We start from the raw sequence: 25,184 nt of genomic DNA on the forward strand, positions 1-25,184 counted from the left end.
ACAAGAAACAGATGGGGTGTTAGCTCAGCTGGTAGAGCAGCGGACTTTTAATCCGTTTGTCGTGGGTTCGATCCCCGCACACCCTACCAAAATACAAAAGACGGCTCGCAGAAATGTGGGCCGTTTTTCATTTCTAAAAGCTGAACGACATTTCAGAGTTCAGTTACCCAGCATTTCGTATTTGTTGCGGTTTTTCAGTTAGCCGCTCCCAAAACGCCCCCCCCCCTGAATTGCCACTAATTTACTAGACACCTTTAAGCCTGAATAATGGCAAAAAAGAAAGGTAAAGTAGGTAATTTATTTATTCACGATTGTTTTGCCAATGGGCGCAAGCGCGAGGCCTGCGAGTTTGAGATGTTGAATGCTAAACGGGATGCCGATAATGGTGACGAAGCAGGCGAGGGCGGAAACAAGATGGCCGATGGCTAACCATGCTCCGGCAAAGATGAACCAAATGATGTTTCCGATGAGCCCGAGAAAACCGGTGCCAATATCATCTTTTTGCGTTAACGCTTTGCGGCTGATTGCTTCGCGACCAAATGGTAGAAAGGTGAATTGACCAATGACAAAACAGGCTTTTGCCCATGGGATGCCGATGATGGTGATGAAGGCTAATATACCGAAAAACCACCAGGCCAGGCCCATTAAAAAGCCGCCAAATATAAACCAAAGCATATTTCCAATTGCACGCATGCTGACTATTCCTTGTTGTTTGAATACTATTGTTTAACAGTGTCCTTTAACTTAGTCTAGCTGCTTGTAAAACATAAGTCTAATGTCTGCATCACGACTAAATTAAGTAGACAATGATCTGTTTCGCAGATGTCATCGTGTTTATATTTGGTGAGGTCTGCATCTAGTAGATGAAATTGACCGTATGTAGCGTTAGACGCAATCAAAATGACAATATTAATCTTAAAAGAAAAGTTGGAATGAGTTGTGATGGATGACATCGAGGATTTGATTGCTCGAATCATAGATAGGGATGAGGGGGCTTTTAACACGTTGTATGAAGCTACTTTTAGCAAGGTCTATAGTTTGGCTTTAAAGATTACCAAAGACTCAAGTACTGCCGAGGAGGTGGTGGAAGATACTTATTACCAGATATGGCAGGAAATTTATCGTTACGATTTTAATAAGTGTCCTTTGTATAACTGGATACTGATTATTTGCCGCTCGCGGGCGATCGATGCAGTGAGAAAGCTTCATGCGATCCCTGAGATGGTGGTTAATGATGATTGGGCGATAGAGTCCACGGATTTGTCTACGGATGATCGATTGCAGGGTAAGCAACTGTCGCTGGCGGTGATAAAGGCGTTATCAGAAATTAAGCCGTTGCAGCGGCAAGTTTTGCACCATGTTTTTTATTATGGATTATCGCATCAAGAAATATCTGACGTCATGAACATGCCGCTAGGCTCGGTGAAATCAACGATTAATCGAGCGCAAAAATTATTAAGAGAGAAACTCAAAGGTGAACAGTTTTGAATAAAGAGATGACAACCAACAAACCTGAATCTTTAGATTTTGATTTGTTTATTGAGCTGTTTGAGGCGACGCCTGATCTGCAGCCTACTGACGCTGTCAAAAATAAAATCAAGACCACATTGATGCATCGCGTTGCACAAAGTCGTGATGCACAATTTTTTGTATTTGCCGAGCAGGGGCAGTGGAAATCCCTTAACCAGGGGATTCAGATCAAAATCTTGAAAAGTGACTCTCAGGCGAAATCTTTTTTGCTCAAGCTGGAACAAAACACCATTATTCCTTATCACGACCATCACAAGAATGAAGAAACTTTTGTGATTGATGGCGAGGTGTGGCTGGATGGGATTCATTGTAAAAATGGCGATTATCATTTTGCGGGGGCGGGCACGTTTCATAAAGAAATCCGCACAGAGGCTGGTTGTACGCTGTTGATCAAAACCTATTGATCCATCCGTTGCTAACTACCATGAATGTTATTTATGTTGTGTTGATTATGATCGCCTCTAGCCTGTTGTCCGCATCGGCATGCTTTGCCACGCCCGATTTTAAAGCGCCGCTGTGGCAAGTGGGCGGGCACCTGCAAACGATTGTTCCGTCACTGTTTCCGCAAGTGGCCAAGCAAGCGTATGTGCGTGAGCGCTGGGAGCTGGCCGATGGCGATTTTGTCGATGTCGATTGGACCGAGCCGCCTGTGCCGGTGGATAACGCGCAACATAAACCGGTATTGGTACTGTTTCACGGCCTGGAGGGCAGCTCTCAGAGTCATTATGCGCGGGTGATGATGTCTGCCGCCAAGCAGCGTGGCTGGCTAGGTGTGGTGGTGCATTTTCGGGGATGTTCAGGTGAGCCAAATCGGCTGCCGCGTGTCTACTATGCTGGCGATGCGGCAGAGATCAATACGTTTATTTCAATCATTCATCAAAAGCTGCCGGACCATCCGATATATGCGTCAGGCGTGTCACTGGGCGGCAATGCGCTGCTGAAGTGGCTGGGGCAATATCCTGAAGAGGCGCGGCGCCTGGTGAAAGCGGCGGTGGCCATCTCGGCCCCTATCGCTTTGAAAGAAACGGCACACAGCCTCGACCAGGGCGTGAATTATTGGTTATACAGCAAACACTTTGTGGCCTCGATGAAGCCTAAAGCCTTGCAAATGGCGGCGCGGTTTCCCGATTATTTGGATGCAAAGCGTATTCAGGAGGTCAGCACGGTGCAAGAGATGGATGATGCAGTAACCTCAGTGTTGTTCGGCGCAAAAAATGCCGACGATTACTATGACATCAATGCGTCTAAACCATGGTTGTCGGCGATTCAAACCCAGACCCTCATTTTAAACGCTAAAAATGATCCATTCGTGCCTTTTGCAACCTTGCCCTCCGCGTCAGAGGTGTCAGCCACGGTGCATCTTGATTATCAGGCCGAGGGCGGGCATGCCGGGTTTTATGGCCATAGCGATCAGGCGTCGCCATGGTTAGCGGCGCGCATTTTCCAATTTTTTGAGACCGTCCAGCCTGAGCAGCTCGATGCGGTTGTCGCGCCGCTCATGTATTACCATCCTGCGTCAATTTATCAATAAGCGCTCTGCCAGATGGCTTCTGGCCATTTTTTTTGCGCTGATTTTCAGGCAAGTCTTCAAAAAGTTTCACCTCCTACCGTCGGCCAATGTCACGTATTTGCCGCGCGCGTAAAAAAAAGCCTCTTTAACTGCATCCAATTTCAAACCCATGACGTATATGTTATGAGAGCAATTTATTGCGCTCAGCAAAACCACAAAATACGCGCCAATCTATGTGCCATCACGGCCATTAGTTAAGGCGATAATCAATGCAGGAATAAATATTTGTTTATTCAATGCAAGCGAGCAATAAACCGTTGAGAGCTGTCTTAAAACGGATGATTTGTGGTCGACGACAGGGAACGTTGATTGTGCAGCGGGACATTGCTGACGATGAGCGTGCGTCTAAATCACAATGTGTTTGATGTCATTTTTAATAATTAAATTGTTATTTTGAAGAGAGGTTTAACATGAAGAAGCGTTTTTTTTATAGCACGGTCTTAGGTGCCAGTCTGTTGGCAGGAGCTGCTCAGGTCAATGCGGATACCTTGTACGGATTCAACAGTAGCAAGATTGCTGTGATCGACTCGTTGAATCTGGGTGCGGTTTCTTATCTCGATATTTCAGGCTTGTCTGCTGGTGAACGCTTACTTGGCGTTGATCTTAGACCGACGGATGGTTTGGTCTATGGTCTAACCAGCCAGAACAGGCTGTATACCCTGGACACCACGACGGGTGCAGCGACGTTCAAGAGCACGCTTAGCGGTGCTTCTGTCGCAGGACAGTCTATTGGCATTGATTTTAATCCGGTAGCAGATTTTGCTGGTGCTTCATCGCTGCGTGTCATTACAGGCACAGGCAATAACTATGCGATTAACGCGAATACAGGCGCGGTGGGCAATGTCGCTGGTGCCAATATCGGCAGTGGCTATACTGCGGTTTCCTACATTAATTCGATTCCAGGCACGGCGCCAACCAGCACGGGCTTGTATTACGTCAACACCAACAGCGATTCGCTGCATTTTTTGGGAACCGGATTTAACAATCCCGCTGGCGCAGGTGGCATCCAGTTGGTTGGCTCACTGGGGGTGAATGCGCTCTCTGCCGGTGGCTTTGATGTGTTAGGTAACGGTCATGCCTATGCTTTATTTAATCTGGACGATGGCACCCTGGATTCACAGTTATTTTCGATTAATCTGGCGACAGGCACTGCGACCTATCTCACGACGCTCAACGGTACCTTTAACGGTTTGACTGGCGTCGCGGCCGTGCCGGAACCTTCAAGCTATGCACTGGTGCTGGTTGGTTTGGGTCTGATGGCTGGTGCGGCAAGACGTCAGTCTCGTCAACGTCAATAAGTAACTACTCAATCGTCATGCCTTAGTGACAGGCCGGTGTTTCTCAACATCGGCCTTTTTTCATGACTGTGAGGCGGGTGAATCGCGCAGCATTTTTATGATAAGCGGTTGACCCAAACAGACTAACGACAAGATAGTAGTTTTACACTAAAATAATTGTTGTATGAATAATTGATGATTTATAAGACGTTGTAGACGCGGTAATTATTTAATATTAATTAGGGGATAACGATGAAAAAACTAGCTTTGGTTTTAGCAATGGGCTTGGCTTCTGTCAATGCTTACGCTGTTGATATTGTTGGCTTGAACAATACTGGGGCGGGCTTGACAGCGCCTGCACAAGACACTAACTACACAGTAACAACCCCAAGTTCTACGGTGGATTACGGCTATGTGACCACAAACGGGACCTTTCCACTGTCAGGTGCCTGGTTGGCAAATGACGCAACCTCCTCATGGTTAACACCAACGGCTAACCAAAGTGACTCACTGGACCCAGTCGTTGATGGTATTTACACCTGGACAACCACCTTTAACCTGACAGGTTATGATGCTTCAACTGCTAGCTTTACTGGACGCTTTGCGGCTGATAACTCTGCAATTGCTTACCTGAATGGTCAACAGATCGGCACCTCAACTGGTTTCTCATCATGGAGCTCATTCTCAGCCACAGCCAGTAGCTTTGTTGCCGGGGTAAACACTTTGTCGTTTGTACTGACTAATGAAGCATTAGGTAGTGGCAACCCAACCGGTTTGCGCGTTGAGTTTTTGAGCTCAAATGTCGCCGCTGTCCCAGAAGCTGACACCTATGCTTTGATGCTGGCTGGTTTTGGCTTGATGGGCTTAGTGGTACGTCGCAAAAACGCCGCTTAAGCATTCAGTTGGCCTACTCAAAAAGTCACGCGATCAGGCGTGGCTTTTTTTATTGCTTGGCTGAAGTTGTGACACAGGGCGATGTTTTCATAAACGATCATTGGCTTGTTTAGCTGGATGATCTGCAGGTCATTGATAATAAGACTCATGGCGACGCCTTGAGTCTTATTATCGGGCTAAGGTAAACTGTGCAGCTTGCATTGCGTTGCTTTGATTAACCGGCTGCCCAGGCTTTCACTCATGATGTATGTCACTATTTTTTTGGTCGCTTTTATTGCGTTTGCGTTAAGCATGGTCTGCGGCGGTGGCGCCGGATTGTTGCTGATTCCTGTCCTTGGCTATGTGTTGCCGGCTGCACAAGTGCCTGCGGCGCTTTCTGTCGGTACGTCCATCAGTGCTATCACCAAGTTGTATTTGTTTTTCCGGCAGATCAACTGGCATATGGTGAAACATTTTTTGCCTGCGGCCCTGCTTGGCGTCTTGATCGGTGCCTGGTTGTTAAGTTACCTGGCGCCGGTGTATATCGAGTTGTGCATGGCATTGTTTCTCGTTTGTAATTTGCCCTCTGTGTTTAAAAAACCATCAACAGTCAATGCGTCTCAACGCCGCTATTCCACGCATTTTTTAACCTTTATTGGCTTGTTGGCGGGGTTTATTTCTGCGTTAACCGGCGCGGTGGGGGTGTTGTTCAACGGTGTCTATCTGCGCTATGGCTTGACCAAGGAGGAGATCGTCGCCACCCGGGCGGCGAATGAGATTTTTCTGCATCTGGTCAAACTGTGCTTATATGCCTGGTTTGGGTTGTTGACGCATGAGGCACTGTATGTCGGCTTATGGGTGGCGGTGGCTGCAGTGGCCGCGACTTATGTTATGAAGTACGTACTGCCCAAGATATCAATCCGTATTTTTAGCAAGGTGGGCTATGGCGCCATGGTGCTGTCAGGCCTTATTTTGTTGAATAGTGCCGTGATCAGAATCCAGGAGGCCCATGATCCTAATATCCATCTCGCCAGGGTGTCAAAAGGTTACGATGCTACTTTTAATTGGGATGATTTAATCTACACCGTTGAGTTCAAGTATGGAGAAGGCTTTGAGTTCGAGAGAATCATTCCGTTTGCGCAGCTGGATGATGCCCGGCAGGCCTATGTGCACGCAGAGGACATAGGTGCAGACAAAGTGGTGATTGAGAAGGTTTACTCGATGAAGAAGATCTCGTATGAGGCTTATTTTTATGACTCCCGCAACCAGCTCATTAAAAAGGTGAAGTTTCACTAGCAGCAGGCGCAAATTCCAATAGAGGCATGGGCTCGCGGTTTACAGGCAGGCAATCGCCTGACACCATGTTGGGTCTGTTTTAAATGGCGACATCGTTTGCCGCGCACAATTTTTGAGGGTAGCTGAGTTACACTACACCTCATCCGCGGCATCCCATATTGTGCCGCACACTAATCGCAGAAGACCACGATGGACACCAATCAATTTCTTGTACAAGCTGCAATTTTCCTGGCGGCAGCAATTCTTTTAGTCCCGCTATTCAAACGGCTGGGCCTGGGGTCGGTGCTGGGGTATTTAATCGCCGGGATTTTGATCGGGCCTTATGCCTTAAAGCTGATTACTGACCCAGAGCATGTGTTGCATTTTGCCGAGTTTGGCGTGGTGCTGATGTTGTTTCTGATCGGCCTGGAGCTAGAGTCGCAAAAGGTGTGGGAGCTGCGTAAGCTGTTGTTTGGCCTCGGTGGTCTGCAGGTGACGCTGACGATTGCGCTGGTAGCGGTGGTAGCGCACTTGTTGCATTTTTCGTGGCCCGAGGCGTTGATTATTGGCATGGGTGTGGCCATGTCGTCGACCGCGATCGGGCTGACGGCTTTGATTGAGAAAAAGCAGTTGCGTACGCCGGGCGGCCAGGCGGCATTTGCCACCTTGTTGTTTCAGGATTTATCGGTGATTCCGTTGTTTATGCTGCTGGCGTTTATTGCGCCAAATAAAACTGCATCGGGGTTTGACCTATGGGCGGTGACGCAGTCGATGGCGGTGATACTGGCGATTATCCTGGCAAGTAAAACCATTTTGCGGCCGATCATGCGCATCGTTGCGCAAACCGGTATCCGCGAGGTGTTCGTCGCGTTTTCTTTATTACTGGTCATCGGCGTCTCGCTGGTGATGGCCTCGGTAGGGTTGTCTATGGCGCTGGGCACCTTTTTGGCCGGGGTGTTGCTGGCAGATTCGGAATACCGTTACGAGTTGCGTCTGGATATTGAGCCAGTCAAAGGCTTGCTGCTTGGCCTGTTTTTTATCTCAGTTGGCATGACGGTAGATTTAGACTTGGTGACCCAGCAGCCAGGACTGATTTTTGGCTTTGCAGCGCTGATTGTGACCATGAAGTGTTTGCTGCTGATTGGTTTGGGCAGCCTGTTTCATTATCCGTGGCGGGACAAATTATTATTCGGCGTCGCCATTTCGCAGATTGGTGAGTTTGCGTTTGTGATTTTTGGCGTGGCGCTCACGCAAGACTCGATTTCACGCGATACCTACAATATCCTTAATGCGATTGTGGCGGTCTCCATGTTGATCACGCCGGTGCTGTTGTTGCTGTACGACCGCTTTTTGGCCTTGCAGTGTGGTGCGCCGCCTAAAGACGCCATTAGCGAAAATAACACTGTCATCATTGCCGGGTTTGGCCGCTTTGGGCAGATTGTGGCCCGTGTGCTAATCGCCAGGGGCATGACGCCGACACTGATTGATAATGACCCCAATCAGGTAGATTTAACGCGCCAGTTTGGCTGGCGTTGCTATTACGGTGATGCGTCACGGCTGGATGTGCTGGAAGAGGCAGGCATTGCCGAGGCGCGTTTATTTGTCATTGCGGTGAACGATGCCACGGCGACGCTGGAGATGGCCAAGCTGGTGAAAGCACGTTGGCCGCAGGTGAAAATGGTGGTGCGGGCCAGAAGTCGGACCGATGCGTTTGACCTGCGTGATCTGGATTTGCAGCCCGTGCGCGAGACGTTTTACTCGTCGTTAGAGGCCGCCCGGCAAGCGTTGATGGCGATTGGTGAAACCGCCAGCACTGCCGCCAACATCATCAAGCAGTTTGAACAGCATGATATGGAGCAACTGGAAGCCACGCGCAAAATCCGGCATGACCGCAAGGCCTTGTCTAGCGTGATGGAGCAGGGTCGCCAGGACCTCAAGACTTTGCTCGAACTGGAGCAGCCGAATCCAGACAGCGAGCGTGGCAATGTCTGATAGCACTCCAGATGATCAGCCACCACTGTGGGCGGCGTTGTTGTGCCTGCGGGTGTCATGAAACCTGATCAATCCACTTCTAAGCTGCATCCGCGCAACCTGCATCGTGCCGGTTATGACTTTGCTGTGCTGGTGCAAGCGCACCCGGCGTTATCCGCCTATGTGCGCCCCAACGCTTATGGCGATGCGGCTATCGATTTTTCTCATCCGCAAGCAGTCAAGGCCCTCAATCAGGCCCTGCTCAAGCACTATTACGGCGTCTTAACCTGGGATATTCCTAACAATTACCTCTGTCCACCCATCCCTGGCCGGGCCGATTATGTGCATTATCTGGCCGATTTATTGTCTGAAAGTGGTTTTTCTGAACCCGTGCGCTTGCTGGATATTGGCACTGGCGCCAACTTGGTGTATCCCTTAATCGCTGCACAGGCTTATGGCTGGCAGTGCGTGGGCGCAGAGATTGATGTAAAAGCGTTGCGCAATGCGCAGCAGTTGATTGAGGCGAATAGCTTGCAGCCGCAGATTAGTGTGCGTCAGCAGACTCAGCCAGCGTCGATGTTTAAGGGCGTGATTTTGCCCGGCGAGCAGTTCACGGTGACGTGTTGCAACCCGCCTTTTCATGCCTCAGCCGAAGAGGCACTGGCGGGCACGCAGCGCAAGTGGCGCGGCTTGGGTAAAAAGCCACCTCAGGCATTGAATTTTGGCGGGCAGTCAAACGAGTTGTTCTGCGAGGGCGGCGAGGCGGTGTTTTTAAACACCATGATTCGTGAGAGCAAGCTGTTTGCCAAGCAGTGTGTGTGGTTCACCACGCTGGTGTCTAAAGCGAGCAATTTGCCGCTGGTGACCCGCGAATTGAAGAAAGTGCAGGCGGTGACCGTGAAGACGGTGGAGATGGCGCAAGGCCAAAAACAAAGCCGGTTTGTCGCGTGGACCTTTCAGTCGGTATCGCCCAAAAAGCACTCATCATCAAAAGGGTGAGTTTCGTATTGGCGAGTTTGAAACTATTTCTCACGCACAGTGCCAACTAAATCAGCCGGAAACACCTATGCGCGCCAGTATCTCCGGTATGTTTTCTGCGGCCACCGGGCGGCTCAACAGATACCCCTGTATTTGGTCACAGTGACAGTGGGTGAGAAATGCTAGTTGCTGTTCAGTCTCTACCCCTTCGGCCACCACGGTCAGTTGCAAAATGTGCCCGAGCTGGATGATCGCCCGCACTATTTCTGCACTATCCTGGTCTTTGTGAAGGTCGCTGATGAAAGATTTATCAATTTTGAGTTTGTCGACGGACAGTTGTTTAAGGTATGACAGGCTGGAATAGCCGGTGCCAAAGTCGTCAATGGCCAGCTTGACGCCGATGTGCTTGAGTGTATGCAGGGTGTTGATCACCGACTCTGTGTCCTGAATCAGGATAGACTCTGTCAGCTCAAGTTCCAGACTTTTTGGGGGCAGGTTAAACTCATGCAGCGCAGAACGGATGGTGTCTACAATATTGCCATGCCTGAACTGGTGTGAGGATAAATTCACCGCGACTACCAGGTGAGTGTGTCCTTGCTGGTGCCATGCGGCCAGTTGTCGGCAGGCTTCGCGCAGCACCCACTGCCCCATCGGGATAATCAGCCCGCTTTGTTCTGCAATAGGAATAAACTCGGCGGGGGAGAGCATCTGTCCATCGGCGTTTTGCCAGCGGATTAAGGCTTCAATGCCACTCATGCGGCCATCGCACAGACGTATTTGCGGTTGATAATGCAGTAAAAACTCATTGTTTTTTAAGGCGGTATGCAGGTCGGTCTGGATGCGCATGCGCTTTTGTGCGTCGGCATTCATCTGCGATACAAAAAAGCGGTAGGTGTTGCGACCACAGTCTTTGGCCAGATATAGCGCCGCATCCGCGTTTTTGCGCAGGGTTTCAAAGTCCTTGCCATCGTTCGGGTAGAGGCTGATGCCGATGCTGAAGGACGCATGCAAAGTGTTATTACTGACCTCAAACGGCTCTTGCATGGCCTCCAGAATCTGTTGCGCGGTGTGGGTGACGATCTCTGAGGCTTGCGTGTTGTTAATCAGCAGCACAAACTCGTCACCCCCCTCGCGGCTCAGAACACAAGCCTCTGAAAGCAGTCGTTGCAGACGCCTGACGACTTCAATTAGCAACGCATCTCCGGTCGCATGGCCAAAGCTGTCATTAATCTCCTTAAAGTTATCCATGTCCAAAAACAGCATGGCGAGGCCGTAATCGCGTTGGTTTGCCTGCTGGATAAACTGCTCAAAACGCTTGCGCAGTAACAGGCGGTTAGTCAGGCCGGTGAGGGGATCATGGTGCGCAAGATATTCTAGTTTTGTTTCGGCGTCGCGATGTTCGGCGCGGATACGCAGCGACTGAATGCCAAAGGCCAGGTCATTGGCCAGTTCGTCAAGTAAGGTGACTTCATCCGCAGAAAACGCATGGGTATGCGCGGCATAGATCGTCATCACCCCCAGGGTCTGTTTGGCTACTTTGAGTGGCAAGGCGATGCAGGCAAGCAGGCCTTCCTGGCTGGCCATGTCCCCCAGGCTGCTTAACAAGGCTGCATTGGGGTAGTCCTGAATAATCTGCACACGGCCGCTTTGAAAGGCTTTCACCGCCAGGCTGATTTCCGGCGTTTGCTGCTCCAGCGCAATCGTCCCCGTCAACCTTGCACCAGCCATCGCAGCCATGCGCAAAGGCTGGTAGCTGCCATGGTCGGGATAGCCGACCCAGGACAGCCGGTAGCCGCCAGAATCGATCACCAGCTGGCAAATATCCTTGATGAGTTGTTGTTCATTGGTGGCATGAATGAGCGTCTGATTACAGCTACTCAACAAACGGAGTGAGCGATTGAGTGTCAGCAAAGCTTTCTCAGAGTGCTTTTGCTGGGTGATATCCCGCAAAATGCATAGCACGCCCGAGACTTCGCCGATGGCGTCTTTTTCTTGGACCAGGCGCAGTTCTATGATGCGATCCTCTGGCCAATCCGTTTCAAGGGTGCATGATGTTTCTTGCTGTAATGTTTGCCATATCGCCTGGTGAATTTTTTCGCGCGCTGCCGCCGTTGCCACCCGGTCACAATCCAGCAGCGTTCTTTCCAGCATATCGGCTGCCTCTAGCCCAAATGACGCGGTAAAAGAAGGGCTGACGAAGCTGCATCTGGCTTGCAGGTCAAAGCGAATAATGTGGTCAGGATGGTTTTCAATCAGCGCGCGTAAACGCTTTTCACTTAATTTTAGTGCGGTGATGTCATGGGCAATCGCCAGCGCACCGACGACTTTGCCTGCACTATCCAACTCAGGGACGGCATGAATCCGCAGTACCTTGGTATGGACATTGGGACCATCTGGGAGACGATCCAGAAAAAAATCAAATTCTGCTTCCAGCCCGGTATCTATCACCCCGCGGATTTTTTCTTGATAGTGTTGCAAGGCGACTGAGCTCGGCCTTAATGAGCTGGGGGTTTTGCCTTCAAGGTTTTTAGACGGCTCGCCAATCAGTGTGATTGCGGCGGGATTGAGATAGGTGCGCTTGCAGTCCCTATCGTAATGAATGACAGGTTCATGCAGATAATCTGTCAGCATGATAAATTTTCTGTCATCAGTACTCATGGGGCGATACCTTGAAAACTGTCCTATTGTTCACTAAAGAATAGCACACAAATTTTATTGCCATCATTGCATTTTTACAATGCGCTGTCTGCGTTTATATGATGCAGCCAGGCCGATCGTAGCTGCTGGTTGGCCGCGATTTGTCAGCCAGGCACGTGGCGAGATTAGGTGGCCTGTGTATTGTGGGCGATAATAGCGGTCTTAGTGCGAAACGTTATTGTTGGAATGCCCCATGGAAGTGAAAGTCAATTTTCTCGATAAGCTCCGCCTTGAAGCCAAGTTTGATGACTTCACGGTGATTGCCGATCAGCCGATTCGTTATAAAGGCGATGGTTCGGCCCCTGGCCCGTTCGATTACTTTTTGGCTTCATCGGCCTTGTGCGCCGCGTATTTTGTGAAGCTGTATTGCAGCACGCGCAATATCCCTACCGACAATATCCGCCTGTCGCACAACAATATTGTTGACCCCGAAGACCGCTACAAACAGATTTTTAAAATCCAGATTGAATTACCAGCCGATCTCTCTGAAAAAGACCGCATTGGTATTTTGCGTTCGATAGACCGCTGTACGGTTAAAAAAGTGGTGCAGGCTGGCCCTGAGTTTATCATTGAAGAAGTGGCGAATTTGGATGCCGACGCGCAGGCCTTGCTCACCGTGAATCCGGCCGCAGAATCACAGACCTATATCACTGGCAAAGATTTACCGCTGGAGCAAACCATCGCCAATATGTCTGGTCTGCTGGCGAGCATGGGTATCAAGATTGAAATCGCCTCCTGGCGCAATATTATTCCTAATGTGTGGTCGCTGCATATCCGCGACGCGCATTCACCGATGTGTTTTACGAACGGCAAAGGCGCTACCAAGGAGAGCGCATTGGCGTCCGCCTTGGGCGAGTATATCGAGCGCCTGAGTAATAACCATTTTTATGCCGGGTCTTACTGGGGCGAAGAGATCGCCGATGCCGCGTTTGTACACTATCCGAATGAGCGCTGGTTCAAGCCTGGCCGCAAAGATGCGCTGCCAAAAGAAATCCTCGATGACTATTGCCTGGAAATCTACAACCCAGATGGCGAGCTGCGTGGCTCACATCTGATAGACACCAACTCAGGCAATGCCGAACGCGGGATCTGTTCACTGCCGTTTGTGCGTCAATCAGACGGTGAAACGGTGTATTTTCCGACCAATCTGGTCGAAAACCTGTTCGTGAGCAATGGCATGAGTGCCGGTAATACGCTGGCAGAGGCGCAGGTGCAATGCTTGTCAGAGATTTTCGAGCGCGCCGTCAAACGCGACATTATCGAAGGCGAAATCGCTTTGCCGGACGTGCCGGCAGAGGTGTTGGCAACATACCCTGGCATTATGGCGGGGATACAAGGCCTGGAGGCGCAGGGCTTTCCAGTGCTGGTGAAAGACGCCTCGCTGGGCGGTCAATATCCGGTGATGTGCGTGACCTTGATGAATCCACGCACCGGCGGTGTGTTTGCCTCATTTGGTGCCCACCCGAGCATGCAAGTCGCGTTGGAGCGTAGCCTGACAGAGTTGCTGCAAGGCCGTAGCTTTGAAGGTCTCAATGATTTGCCACAGCCGACGTTTGCCAGCGAGGCGGTGACTGAGCCGAATAACTTTGTTGAACATTTTATTGATTCCAGCGGGATTGTGTCGTGGCGCTTTTTCAGCGCGAAGTCGGATTATGACTTTGTGGCATGGGATTTTTCCGGCGAGGGCGAACAGGCCAATGCTGACGAAGCGGCGACCCTGTTTGGCATGCTGGCAGAGATGGGCAAAGAGGCTTATGTGGCGGTGTATGACCAACTCGGTGCGACGGCTTGTCGTATCCTGGTGCCTGGTTACTCAGAAATCTACCCGGTGGAAGACCTGGTGTGGGATAACACCAACAAGGCGTTGTTGTTCCGTAAGGATATTTTGAATTTGCACACCCTGGACGACGCTAGTCTAGAAGCCTTGCTGGAGCGCTTAGAGAACAACGAGCTGGACGACTACGGTGATATTGCGACTTTGATTGGTATCGAGTTTGACGAGAATACGGATTGGGGCCAGCTCACAGTGATGGAGTTGAAGTTGCTGATTCATCTCGCCTTGCAGCAATTTGAAGAGGCGCAAGATTTGGTTGGCGCCTTTTTGCAATATAACGACAACTCACTGGCGCGGGGCTTGTTCTACCAAGCCTTGAATGTGGTGCTGGAGGTTTGGCTGGATGATGCGCTGGAGATGGATGATTATGAAGCCAATTTCCGCAAGATGTTTGGTAATGACAGAATGGATGCCGCCTTGGGTACCATCGACGGCAGTGTGCGCTTTTACGGCCTGACACCCACCAGCATGCAACTGGAAGGCCTCGACAGGCACCACCGCCTGATTGATAGTTATAAAAAGATACATGCGGCGCGGGCCAGGGCTGCAGGGTGAGTCGTGATTCAGCGGGGTGAAAACCCAATGTTATTCAATTGACTGGAAATGGACGAATCGCGCGTATAATAGTGTCACCCTGCGCACGACCAATCAACGCAGCGGTTCTGAAATACCTCAAGTTGTTACCTCGTTAGTCCAGATTGGTGTTGCCGCAGGCAACAGACCAACGCCTAATTAATTCATTGCATGGTGATGCCGTGCAATCTCTATAAGTTGAATCACTTTGTCACAAGAAAATACTGTCGCAAATATCACGTTTGCTGATTTAAATTTGTGCGCGCCTGTACTGCGCGCAATTGCCGATGCCGGCTACACCTCACCGACGCCCATCCAGGCACAGGCGATTCCCTATGTGCTTCGCGGCGGCGATTTGCTGGCCGGTGCGCAAACCGGTACGGGCAAAACCGCTGGCTTCACGCTGCCGATTTTGCACCGCTTATCTGAAGTGCCATTGGCGCAAGCGGTCAAGGGCAGGCCACGTTGCCTGATTTTGTCGCCGACGCGTGAGCTGGCAGCGCAAATTGGCGAGTCAGTCACCACCTATGGCAAATACCTGCCGCTCAAAAGCATGGTGGTGTTTGGTGGTGTCAGCATTAATCCACAAATCAACCGCTTGAGCAAACCGCTGGATATTCTGGTAGCGACGCCTGGTCGCTTGCTCGATTTGGTGCAGCAAAAGGCGCTGGATTTGTCTGGCATTGAAATCCTGGTGCTGGATGAAGCCGATCGCATGCTGGACATGGGCTTTATTCATGACATTAAAAAAGTGCTGGCGATGCTGCCTAAAAAGCGGCAAAACCTGCTGTTCTCGGCCACCTTCTCAGATGAGATCAAACGACTGGCTGACAGTTTGCTTAATGCGCCAGACCTGGTGGAAGTGGCGCGCCGCAATGCGTCCAATGCCTTGATTGAGCAGAGTGTGCATATGGTGCCACAGGCGCACAAACGCGAAATGGTCAGTTATCTGATCAAGCAGCAACAGTGGCAACAGGTGCTGATTTTTACCCGCACCAAGCATGGTGCCAACCGCCTGGCAGAAAAACTGGTCAAAGACGGCATTCCAGCGATGGCGATTCATGGCAACAAGAGCCAGAATGCGCGGACGGCCGCTTTGGCCGAATTTAAAGCAGGCAAGATCACGGCATTGGTGGCGACTGATATCGCTGCTCGTGGCTTGGATATTGACCAGTTGCCTCAAGTAGTGAATTTTGAATTGCCGAATGTGCCTGAAGACTATGTGCACAGGATCGGCCGTACTGGCCGTGCCGGTGCTAGTGGTGCCGCCATTTCACTGGTGGACCGCGAGGAGTTTGGTATGCTGAAAGACATTGAAAAGCTCATCAAGCGTGATATTCCAAGGGTGCCGGTAGAAGGTTTTGTGGCGCCAGAGAAGAACAGCGAGGAGCCTGACCGCCCGCCACGCGGACAGAATCAAGGACGTGGGCGCCAAGGGCAAGGGCGCCAAGGACAACCGCAAAAACAAGCGCAACCACCAAAACAGGGGCAGGCGCAGAAACAGTCTCAACCGCGTCAAGGCCAGGGCCAACCTCAAGCGCAGGCAGGCGCCAGCAAGCCTGGCCAGGGCAAACCCAATCCGCATCACTCCGGGCATGCAACTCCTGGTCAGCGTAATGGTCAGCAGGCACAACATCGCCCAAGTGGTAGCAAACCGCAAGGTGCCTTATTGACGCCTAAGCCAGGCGCCTCTAGTGCCAATAAAACAGCGCCCAAAGCCCGCTAATGCATATTTGGGTGGATGCGGATGCATGCCCGGCGGTGATTAAGGAAATCCTGTTCCGGGCCGCCGAACGCGCTCACATCCCCGCTACCTTTGTGGCGAATAAATTGCTACGCGTGCCACCATCGCCTTATGTGCGCGCAATGCAGGTGGACAAAGGCTTTGATGTGGCAGATAACGCCATTGTGGCTGCGTTGGCGGTGGGTGACCTGGTGATTACAGCGGATATTCCGCTGGCCGCACAAGTGATAGACAAAGGCGGCCATGCGCTGAACCCGCGCGGTGAGTTTTATTCAGCAGAAAATATTAAAGAGCGTTTGTCCATGCGCGACTTTATGGAGTCACTGCGGGCCAGCGGTGTGGAGACGCAAGGCCCCAGCGCCATGCATTCGTCTGACCGGCATACATTTGCCGCGCAACTTGACCAGTTTTTGGCTAGGATTGCGCGTTAATCGCCACCGATTTAAGCACCCTGATACCACCATTTTTATGTGATGTAAGCAGGTTTTTTTTGGCTAATTGTTAAGTCTTGCAAAACACCCAAAGGGGCTATTGGCTTTTATAATCTGACCGCTAAAATTGCAATTGCAATAATGGTTAATCGGGAGAATATTATTGCGATAATCTTATTGGGGGTGTTTATGCGTTTTTTTAATTCTTTGATTTTTTCTCTGGTCATGATGGTGTCGTTGTCATCACATGCGGCAGTAGAAACTTATGGCGAGTTGCTGGCTGGGACTTATGAACCATCCGCTGATTTCGCTTCGCTGTCTGTGAGCAACACGGGTAATGTTTACACGTTCACGCTGACTGCTTTTGATTTGAATGCCTTGTTTACGAATGCGGCTTTTATCGGATCAATTGCTGTCAAAGCGACGCCTGATGTCAATGTGAGAAATATTGCAATCAGTGGTGTTAGTGGTGGCGTGGTTGACTTGGATGTCAGTAATGGTGGTGGCCCTGGTGGTGATTGGGACTTCAGATTTGTGTTGGGCCAAGGGCAAGATCGCTTGCTGGCGAATGAGTCTGTTACCTGGACGGCGACATTTGCTTCAGCTTCTCAGGTCACTCTTAATGACTATGCCCTGCACGTCCAAGGCCTGACCAACGCGCAAGGGAAGAGTGCCTGGTATGAGAACTCAATCGTGACCACCCCTGTGCCAGAACCAAGCGCTTGGTGCATGCTGCTGGCAGGACTGATTTTACTGGCGACGACCAGAAGACGGTTGGCTAAAATCTAGCTTTGTTGAAAGTTGCAGTCCGACAGGACGCGCAACCCGCATTTAAAACGGCTTGCAAGCATGCAAGCCGTTTTTGTTTGGATGCTCACTGAGTCATAGGCAACCATGTAATGAATTGAAAACCCTATTGATCTAACTGGTTATTTTTAAAAGCTTGTATTAGCATGGCTTTAAGCAGTGTCTATAAAACTGCCAGTAAAAAAATAAAAAGAAGAGGTGATCAGTGCATGAGTTTGCAGACTCGGATTGACGAAGCGTTATTTCACAGACTGTTAGCGGGCGCGCGTATTCCTTTAATTGGGAGTGCGTTTGGTGGTTTGTTGATTACGCTTTCGCAATGGGGCTCTGACAAAAGTGATTTATTCATATGGTGGTGCAGTAGCGTCTATGCTGTGATTGCCTTGCGCGTGTGGCTACTCAAGCGCTGTCAGCATCGGCTGGCCAAACATGGTTTCAATTATCCTCTGGCCTACAAGTATTGCCTGACGCTGGCGTTATCTGGCCTGGCGTGGGGGGCATTGGGTTTGCTGGTTAAAGATGCGCCGCCGATGACGGTGATTATTGTCATCACCGCGATTCAGGCAATGGTGATGGGTGGCGTGGTGACCATGGCGTCGTGTATCCCGGCCTTTTTTGCCTTTAGTTTGCCGGCCATGCTGCCAACCGTGCTGATGTTTTCGTTTAGCGAAAACTTGTCGAGCTTTATCATGGCCGTGTTCAGTGTCATTTTCTATTTGCTGATGATAGGGGTCGCGTTCCGTTTTAACCAATCATTACGCCAAGCCACTCGTATTACATTTGAGAATGAGGATTTGATCGGTTCTTTAAAAGAGGCCTATCACAAAATTTCTGTACAGAATCAGGAGCTTAACCATGTGGCACACCATGACCTGCTGACGGGGCTGCCTAATCGAAAACTATTATCTTTGCGCTTGCAGCAGGCCATGGAGCTGGCCATGGTCAAAAAGACCGGTACGGCGATTTTGTATCTTGATCTGGATGGTTTTAAAGCGGTGAATGACCAACTGGGGCACGATGCCGGTGACTTGGCGTTGATAGAGGTTGCGCAGCGTTTGAGTAAAGTCATTCGGGGCAGTGATACGCTGGCGCGCGTGGGCGGTGACGAATTTGTGGTGGTGTTATCTGATTTGCCCGAGCATAGCCGCGCATCGGTGGAAATGGTGGCGCAAAAGTGCCTGATGGCATTTGCGCAGGCATTTCAGATTCGAGACGCAGAGTGTCGCCTCGGTACCTCAATTGGCTTGGCCTTATGCCAGGAGGGGCAGACCATAGAAGCGTTGCTGTCTGTGGCCGATAAAGCGATGTACCAGGCAAAATTAATGGGTTGCGGACAGATGTCCTGGGCGCCCTGACCCATCGATTGTATTTGCATAAATTAGCATTTGCGATAACAATTCATGCTTTGATGATGGTCATATAAGGATGAAGATGCGACCGCAGTATAAGATCGTGCTGATATATGTCTTGGTGGGGGTTGGCTGGATATTCTTCTCTGACAAAGTGGTGGCGCAGCTATTCACGGATGCGCGTGACCTCACCATGGTGCAGGATATCAAGGGCTGGCTGTTTATCCTGGTGACCGCGCTGTTGCTGTTTTTTCTGGTCAGGCGTGCGGTGCAGGCCGCTGCAGACGATCAGCAACGTTTAATTGACAGTTATGACCAGACCATCCGCGGCTGGGTGCAGGTGCTGGACTTGCGCCACAAAGAAACTAAAGATCACACATACCGTGTGGCTGCCATGACAGTGGCACTGGCCAGCAAGCTGGGTATGACCGATGCGGCATCCCTCAAGCGCATAGAGCGCAGCGCTATTCTGCACGACATCGGTAAAATCGGTATTCCGGATGCGGTGCTGATTAAGCCGGGGCAACTGGATGACGATGAAATGCGCCTCATGCGCACGCATCCGCAAATTGCACGCGACTTATTGGCGAATATCGATTTTTTGAGCCACTGTATGGATATTCCGTACGGGCACCATGAGCGCTGGGATGGACATGGTTATCCCCTGGGCTTGCAGGGTGAACAGATTCCGTTTGCTGCCCGTATTTTTTCGATTGTCGATGTGTGGGATGCCCTCATGCATCCGCGGGTGTATAAGCAAGCCTGGCCAGAAGACAAGGTGTTGGCTTATTTACGTGCTGAGTCTGGCGTCAGGTTTGACCCGTCAGTGCTTGAGGTATTTTTTGCCCATTATGCCGAGATTAAAGCCGCCGCGGCGCAAGTGTCGCTAGCGTCTGTGCAGTAAGGTTTAGCAGCCCTGTGCGCGTGGTCCTGTGGTGTCGCCAGCGGCTGTATTAGTCAATTTGCCGGGCATTTATCAAGGTGTTTGGGCATTTGATTTTGGCCATATCCCTTACAGTAGTAGGCGAGGGCTTCACTATCCATGTCTGCACAAGAAAATACATCTGCAGGGCGCGACAAGTTCATCAGACAGTTATGGCTGATCAACTTGCTGTTGCTATTGTTTTGCCTGTATTTACTGATTTCAAACACGCCTGCTCCGTTCAATAAGCCTCCTCTGACCATTTTCTTGCTGGTAACAGCCATTGTCGTCTGCTGTCTGTTGAGTGTGCTGGTGTGGCGTCAGCATCGTCAGCGGTTGGCCTGGCAAGCGGCTGATTTGCGCATGCTCAATCGTGTGCTCGAAGGTGCGTATGCCAGTGAGGTGTTTGTCCCGGTCCCCGTCGCGCAGACTGAAGCGGATAGCGTAGAGGCCGGCTGGCAGCAATTACGCGCGCAGTTGGCACACCTGGATGTCGAAGGCGCTTCAGCCAAACAACTCAAACAGCTCTATCTGGCACTCAGCCAGTGCAATCAAGCCATTGTGCAAAGCCAGGACAAGCACAGCCTGTTTGAACAAATCTGCCGCATTATTGTGAACCTCGGTCACGCCAATATGGCCTGGGTCGGCGAGTTGGGGCAGGACCGCAAACATGTACATCTGGTCAGCGCATTTGGTTCGGGCATCCGCTATCTGGAAGAAGTGCTGATTTCTGCCGACCAGAGTGAACCTAGCGGTCGCGGCCCTTGTGGCCTCAGCCTTATTTCTGACCATCCTTATTGGGTCAATGACTTTCAGACCAACCCTGTGAGTGCTTTATGGCATGAAAAAGCCAAGCAATTCAACTGGAAATCAGCCGCATTTTTACCGCTGCACGCCGAGGGCAAGGTGGTGGGCTGTTTGTCGTTATATGCTGAGAAGGCACATGCGTTCGATCCTGATGTGCGGCGCCTGCTACAAGGCATGGTGGCCAATATCGATTTCGCCCTTGATCGCTTTGAGGTACAGGCGCAACGCAGTCTGTTTCAGAATCACTTGCTGGTGAGTGAACAGCGGGCGCAACTGGTGCTGGAGAATGCCCTGGATGCGATCGTCAATATTGATAAGCAAGGTCTGATTGTCGAGTGGAACCTGGCCGCAGCACAGATGTTTGGCTATTCGCGGGCGGAGGTCATCGGCCATAACCTGGGGGAGGTGATTGTGCCGCCAGCGTACCGTGAAGCACACCATCAGGGCATGTTGCGCTTGCAGGCGACCGGCCACTCCACCTTGCTGGGCAAGTTGATTGAAATCACCGCCCTCAGACGTGATGGGACTGAGTTTCCGATTGAATTGACCATTATTGAAATCGAACGCGACGAAGACCATTATTACAGCGCGTTTATTCGTGATATTACCACCCGCCGTGAGGCTGAAGAACGCATCCGCTTTCTGGCCAATTATGATGCCTTGACTGGTCTGCCCAACCGTAATTTGTTAAATGAGCGGGTGATTGTCGAGATTGAAAAGGCTTGGGATCAAGATGGTCAGTTTGCGCTGATGTTCCTTGATCTCGATCACTTTAAAGATGTCAATGACAGCCTGGGGCATCGCTATGGCGATAACCTGCTGATCGCGCTGACCAAGCGCTTTCAGAGCCTGGTGCGGCCACAGGATACGATTTGTCGTTTGGGTGGGGATGAGTTTGTGTTTTTGCTGGCGGAAGCAGACCATGCGATTGCCAAAGAGATTGTTGAGCGTTTGTTAACCGCTGTAGAACAGCCGTTTGTGATTGACCAGTATGAGCTGACCATCACCGCCTCTGTCGGCGTCGCCATTTACCCGGATGACGGCCTGGATATGGAAAGCCTGCAGCGCAATGCTGACGTGGCCATGTACCGTACCAAAAAAGAGAGCCGTAATAGTTATCGGTTTTTTAGTAGCCATATGCAGGTGCAGACCGCGCGCAACCTGCAGTTGGTCAATGCGTTACGCCAGGCGGTTGCACTCGGCCAGTTGGCGGTGTATTACCAGCCACAAGTGGCGCTCGATTCCGGGCGCTTGATCGGCGTGGAAGCCTTGTTGCGCTGGAAGCATCCGCAACTAGGCTTTATTTCGCCTGCCGAGTTTATTCCGTTAGCAGAATCCAGCGGTCTGATTATCAGTATTGGCAGTTGGGTGCTGGAGCAGGCCACACAACAGATCAGGGCCTGGCAGCTCGCAGGCATACAAGGCATTTCGGTCTCGGTCAATTTATCCAGTATCCAGTTCCGCGACCCCAAGCTACCCGCGCTGGTGAAAGCGATTCTCGAGCGTTATCAAGTCTCGCCGCAGTGCCTGGAGCTTGAGTTGACCGAAGGCGTGGCCCTCGAAAATCCTGAAGGCGCCGTGGCCATGATGGATGCACTCCATGGTCTGGGAGTGCGCTTGTCGATTGACGATTTTGGTACCGGTTATTCGTCGCTGAGTTATCTTAAAAAATTTAAAGTCTACAAACTCAAGGTCGACCAGACTTTTGTGCGTGATATCACGCATGATGATGAGGACAAAGCGATTGTGATCGCGATTATCCAGCTCGCGCGCAGCCTGGGCATGAAAACCATTGCCGAAGGCGTGGAAACGCCTGAACAAAAAGCATTTTTGCAGGCACAAGGCTGTGACGAAATGCAAGGCTATTTGCTCAGCAAACCCATGAGCAGCGCAGACGCGACGACCTTTTTGCTGTCCTATTGATCAACATCTTCTCTCCCCGGCAGGATTTCTCTGCCCGCACTTTGCTACTCACTCTAAACCATCATTGCTGATCATCGCCGATGTGGCAGCCAGATTTTTGGCGGTTAATGACCCATGAACATTATTTAATATGTTAATTAAATATAAATATTGTTAATATATCTCACCAATTATTTTAAATGATTCATTAAGTGAGGAGAGATAGCATGGGTAGTCATGGTGTTTTTGTAACGGGTTCAAAGAAAGTTAGCCTGGCGGTGATGTTGGCAGGCATGTCAGCGAATCTGCAGGCGATTGAGTTGTTGAGTGGTTTCGGTGGTGACGCTGGTTTTGGCGAGCTAGCCATGTTGCAGAATGATGATGGTTCAAGTAACGCATTGAATCTGCCATTTAATATTAACTTTTTTGGCCAGGACTTCAGCCAGTTTTTTATCAATAATAATGGCAATATCAGCTTTTTAAGTCCGCTGTCTACGTTTACACCGAGGGCGTTTCCGGTAGCGAACCAGCCCATCATTGCGCCTTATTGGGCCGATGTCGATACGCGCACCGGCCAAACTCCCGTACCTGCTGGCAGTAATCAGGTGTATGTGGCGTCGCCGAGTGCCGATAGCGTGGTTGTTACTTGGCATAATGTCGGTTATTTTCCTGCACAAAACGACAAACAGAATAACTTTCAGTTAGTGTTGCAAAAAGCTCCCGGCACCACAGACGGTAGTTTTAGTGCCGAGTTTCGCTATGACAGTCTACAATGGACAACGGGCAGCGCCAGTGGTGGCGTCAATGGTTTGGGCGGCGTCCCCGCGCAAGCTGGTTACGATGCTGGCGATAATGTGAACTACGAAACCTTGCCAGGCTCGCTGTCCTATGATGTGCTCAACCTGGTGAATCTGAGCAATGTGTCTGCGGCGACCCCCGGGCTGTGGCGCTTCTCGTTTAACAACGGTGCTTTGCCCGGCCAAACCGCAGCCAATGCGTTTTTACCTGTGGTGGTCGATGGCGCGTATCAATTTGAATTTAACGTGCAACTGAATCAGCCCGTGTTTATTGACCCGCTGGTAGCGGTGGGCTATGACTACGAAGTGACTAACGGCAATCAGTTCACCTCTTTTTTGCTGCCGCTGTTGGCGGCTGATACTGATGGCTATGCCATTTATGCGCTAGGCGATCTGACGCCAGGTGGCCTGTTAGGTACGGTGGCGGGGGGCACGGTGTTTAACTTTGCCACGCCTTTGACTGGTTTTACCGTGGCTGGCATTGATACTGCGGCCATGCTTGACCCAGCCAATACCACGGCCTTTGTCACAGGACTGACCTTTTTGAATGCGGGCGTGGTGCAGATGACACAAACGCCGATCACGACCATGGTGGCGCAAGTGCCGGAGCCATCTTCTTATGCCATGTTGCTATGCGGCCTGGCAGGCCTGATGGCCATGCATAGAAAAATGCGTGCCTAAGCGGTTGATTGTCTGAGGCCTAAAACCCTGCTTTAGCAGGGTTTTTTTATGTCGCAAGTATGGTCATGGGCGCATCTGTATGGCAAGAAACCGCTTTATTTATAAACACTGTGCCATCGGCATGATATTGTAGTTGACAATGCAAATGATAATTATTATCATTTGCAAATAGTGTAGCCAAGGAGACACAGGATGAAACGTCACACGGTGGTTGGAAAAACCATGCTGGCAGGAAAAACCGCCTGCAAGGTGCTTTATCACCAATCTTCAGACACGGTAGAACTGGAGGTGGGTGGCACCACGCTGAAGTTTGAGGCTGGCAGCTTTATCGTGATTAACGAAATGCTACGCAAGGCGGCGGCGCGCATTGTGATGCAGACTGAAATAGAAATGAGTGTTTGAAAGAGAGATTGCCATGAATACAATCAATAGCCGCGCGATGCGCTACGACCCCAGTTTGCCCGATGCCGAGTCTGTGATGGCGTCGTTGCTCTACATTGCGACCTTGTATATCAAAAAACCCACTTATGAGCTGGCCAAGCAAGCCTTGCGTCTGGCCGAAACGCTGACTGCGCCCGAGTATGCTGATTCAGACCTGATTTGCAGGGTGTCGCGCCGGATGTGCGTGCAATGGACTTTGCTGGTCAATGAGCATGAACAGGCTCAGACGTCGCTGGCAATATAAAAACAACTGTATTGAGGGCTTGGATATGCGTGAGGAAAGTATGTGTAAAAAGATTTTGTTGTCCGGTCAGGCCGGGTTTCGTGTGCATTATTGTGAAACACATCGCACTATAGAGCTTGAAATCGGTGCCATGAGTTTACGGCTCGATGAAGATGCGCTCGAAGTCATGAGTGATGCGCTGGATGCGTCTGTGAGCAAATTACAGGCTTTGCATGCCACCAAAGGGTCTTTTCAGGCCTTTATGCGGCAATTGAATATGCCGGATTAGCGCACTGGATGAACAGGCGGCGATGCTAATATCGCCACTGTGTTAAGCCTTTAGCTTTGGCACGCCACAACGATTTTTGTGGCACAGCCTGCATCCCTTTTTAACTGCACAAAACCCGCTTGGTCAAGCTGACCAGCGGGTTTTGTGTTTGTCGTGATGAATTTTGGCGCCATGACTGGCTGGAGCGAGCGCGACTATTTCTCGCTTGCGACT

21 protein-coding genes and 1 tRNA gene are annotated in these 25,184 nt (G+C 50.7%); 20 read left to right on the forward strand and 2 right to left on the reverse strand.

What is annotated here, in order from left to right; translation table 11 throughout:
• Window positions 1–13: 13 nt before the first annotated feature.
• Window positions 14–89: transfer RNA gene (locus E6Q52_RS05585), tRNA-Lys, on the forward strand.
• A gap of 208 nt (window positions 90–297) precedes the next feature.
• On the opposite strand, the gene E6Q52_RS05590 is transcribed toward E6Q52_RS05585, so the two are convergent.
• Window positions 298–693 (reverse strand): YccF domain-containing protein, encoded by a 396-nt coding sequence (locus E6Q52_RS05590; RefSeq protein WP_292819542.1) that lies wholly within the window; start codon window positions 691–693, stop codon window positions 298–300.
• A gap of 249 nt (window positions 694–942) precedes the next feature.
• On the opposite strand from E6Q52_RS05590, the gene E6Q52_RS05595 reads away from it, so the two are divergent.
• From E6Q52_RS05595 to rlmF, 8 genes are all read left to right on the forward strand, one after another.
• Window positions 943–1,488: an RNA polymerase sigma factor gene (locus tag E6Q52_RS05595; RefSeq protein WP_292819544.1), complete on the forward strand. Its 546-nt coding sequence runs from the start codon at window positions 943–945 to the stop codon at window positions 1,486–1,488.
• 8 nt (window positions 1,489–1,496) lie between these two features.
• The gene (locus tag E6Q52_RS05600; RefSeq protein WP_292819547.1) at window positions 1,497–1,934 is read left to right on the forward strand and encodes a cupin domain-containing protein; all 438 of its coding nucleotides are present in this window, start codon (window positions 1,497–1,499) and stop codon (window positions 1,932–1,934) included.
• Window positions 1,935–1,954: 20 nt separating this feature from the next.
• Window positions 1,955–3,061, forward strand: a complete 1,107-nt coding sequence (locus E6Q52_RS05605) for a hydrolase (protein ID WP_292819550.1) — start codon at window positions 1,955–1,957, stop codon at window positions 3,059–3,061.
• Between the two features lie 449 nt (window positions 3,062–3,510).
• Complete coding sequence (locus E6Q52_RS05610; RefSeq protein WP_292819553.1) at window positions 3,511–4,398, forward strand: DUF4394 domain-containing protein; 888 nt, start codon at window positions 3,511–3,513, stop codon at window positions 4,396–4,398.
• 231 nt (window positions 4,399–4,629) lie between these two features.
• On the forward strand, window positions 4,630–5,271 hold the full coding sequence (locus tag E6Q52_RS05615) for a PEP-CTERM sorting domain-containing protein (RefSeq protein WP_292819556.1): 642 nt from the start codon (window positions 4,630–4,632) through the stop codon (window positions 5,269–5,271).
• A gap of 240 nt (window positions 5,272–5,511) precedes the next feature.
• Window positions 5,512–6,546 carry a sulfite exporter TauE/SafE family protein gene (locus E6Q52_RS05620; protein ID WP_292819559.1) on the forward strand — a complete coding sequence of 345 codons (1,035 nt, stop codon included), beginning with the start codon at window positions 5,512–5,514 and terminating at the stop codon, window positions 6,544–6,546.
• Between the two features lie 189 nt (window positions 6,547–6,735).
• Complete coding sequence (locus E6Q52_RS05625; RefSeq protein WP_292819561.1) at window positions 6,736–8,517, forward strand: monovalent cation:proton antiporter-2 (CPA2) family protein; 1,782 nt, start codon at window positions 6,736–6,738, stop codon at window positions 8,515–8,517.
• A gap of 57 nt (window positions 8,518–8,574) precedes the next feature.
• Complete coding sequence (rlmF, locus tag E6Q52_RS05630; RefSeq protein ID WP_292819563.1) at window positions 8,575–9,495, forward strand: 23S rRNA (adenine(1618)-N(6))-methyltransferase RlmF; 921 nt, start codon at window positions 8,575–8,577, stop codon at window positions 9,493–9,495.
• A gap of 51 nt (window positions 9,496–9,546) precedes the next feature.
• Here rlmF and E6Q52_RS05635 read toward each other — a convergent pair whose 3' ends face one another.
• Window positions 9,547–12,132, reverse strand: coding sequence for an EAL domain-containing protein (locus E6Q52_RS05635; RefSeq protein WP_292819566.1), 2,586 nt, complete (start codon window positions 12,130–12,132; stop codon window positions 9,547–9,549).
• Window positions 12,133–12,364: 232 nt separating this feature from the next.
• Between E6Q52_RS05635 and E6Q52_RS05640 the strand changes: the two genes are divergently transcribed.
• The 11 genes from E6Q52_RS05640 (at window position 12,365) to E6Q52_RS05690 (ending at window position 24,971) form a co-directional block, all read left to right on the forward strand.
• The gene (locus E6Q52_RS05640; protein WP_292819569.1) at window positions 12,365–14,560 is read left to right on the forward strand and encodes an OsmC domain/YcaO domain-containing protein; all 2,196 of its coding nucleotides are present in this window, start codon (window positions 12,365–12,367) and stop codon (window positions 14,558–14,560) included.
• A 226-nt stretch (window positions 14,561–14,786) separates the two neighbouring features.
• Window positions 14,787–16,304, forward strand: coding sequence for a DEAD/DEAH box helicase (locus tag E6Q52_RS05645; protein ID WP_292819572.1), 1,518 nt, complete (start codon window positions 14,787–14,789; stop codon window positions 16,302–16,304).
• Window positions 16,304–16,753, forward strand: a complete 450-nt coding sequence (locus E6Q52_RS05650) for a YaiI/YqxD family protein (protein ID WP_292819575.1) — start codon at window positions 16,304–16,306, stop codon at window positions 16,751–16,753. Before E6Q52_RS05645 ends, E6Q52_RS05650 begins: the two co-directional genes overlap by 1 nt.
• Before the next feature lie 189 nt (window positions 16,754–16,942).
• Window positions 16,943–17,542: a PEP-CTERM sorting domain-containing protein gene (locus E6Q52_RS05655; protein WP_292819577.1), complete on the forward strand. Its 600-nt coding sequence runs from the start codon at window positions 16,943–16,945 to the stop codon at window positions 17,540–17,542.
• Between the two features lie 227 nt (window positions 17,543–17,769).
• Complete coding sequence (locus E6Q52_RS05660; RefSeq protein ID WP_292819580.1) at window positions 17,770–18,915, forward strand: GGDEF domain-containing protein; 1,146 nt, start codon at window positions 17,770–17,772, stop codon at window positions 18,913–18,915.
• Window positions 18,916–18,991: 76 nt separating this feature from the next.
• On the forward strand, window positions 18,992–19,813 hold the full coding sequence (locus E6Q52_RS05665) for an HD domain-containing phosphohydrolase (protein WP_292819583.1): 822 nt from the start codon (window positions 18,992–18,994) through the stop codon (window positions 19,811–19,813).
• A 138-nt stretch (window positions 19,814–19,951) separates the two neighbouring features.
• Window positions 19,952–22,561, forward strand: a complete 2,610-nt coding sequence (locus tag E6Q52_RS05670) for an EAL domain-containing protein (RefSeq protein ID WP_292819585.1) — start codon at window positions 19,952–19,954, stop codon at window positions 22,559–22,561.
• A 206-nt stretch (window positions 22,562–22,767) separates the two neighbouring features.
• A complete protein-coding gene (locus E6Q52_RS05675; RefSeq protein WP_292819587.1) occupies window positions 22,768–24,018 on the forward strand; it encodes a nidogen-like domain-containing protein in 1,251 nt (416 codons plus the stop codon).
• Window positions 24,019–24,210: 192 nt separating this feature from the next.
• A complete protein-coding gene (locus E6Q52_RS05680) occupies window positions 24,211–24,420 on the forward strand; it encodes a hypothetical protein (protein ID WP_292819589.1) in 210 nt (69 codons plus the stop codon).
• Between the two features lie 13 nt (window positions 24,421–24,433).
• Complete coding sequence (locus E6Q52_RS05685) at window positions 24,434–24,703, forward strand: hypothetical protein (protein ID WP_292819591.1); 270 nt, start codon at window positions 24,434–24,436, stop codon at window positions 24,701–24,703.
• The gene (locus tag E6Q52_RS05690; protein WP_292819594.1) at window positions 24,672–24,971 is read left to right on the forward strand and encodes a hypothetical protein; all 300 of its coding nucleotides are present in this window, start codon (window positions 24,672–24,674) and stop codon (window positions 24,969–24,971) included. The genes E6Q52_RS05685 and E6Q52_RS05690 overlap by 32 nt, the downstream gene beginning before the upstream one ends.
• Window positions 24,972–25,184: the final 213 nt, after the last annotated feature.

This window comes from Methylophilus sp. (genome assembly GCF_008015755.1).
In the GTDB taxonomy this organism is placed as follows: domain Bacteria; phylum Pseudomonadota; class Gammaproteobacteria; order Burkholderiales; family Methylophilaceae; genus Methylophilus.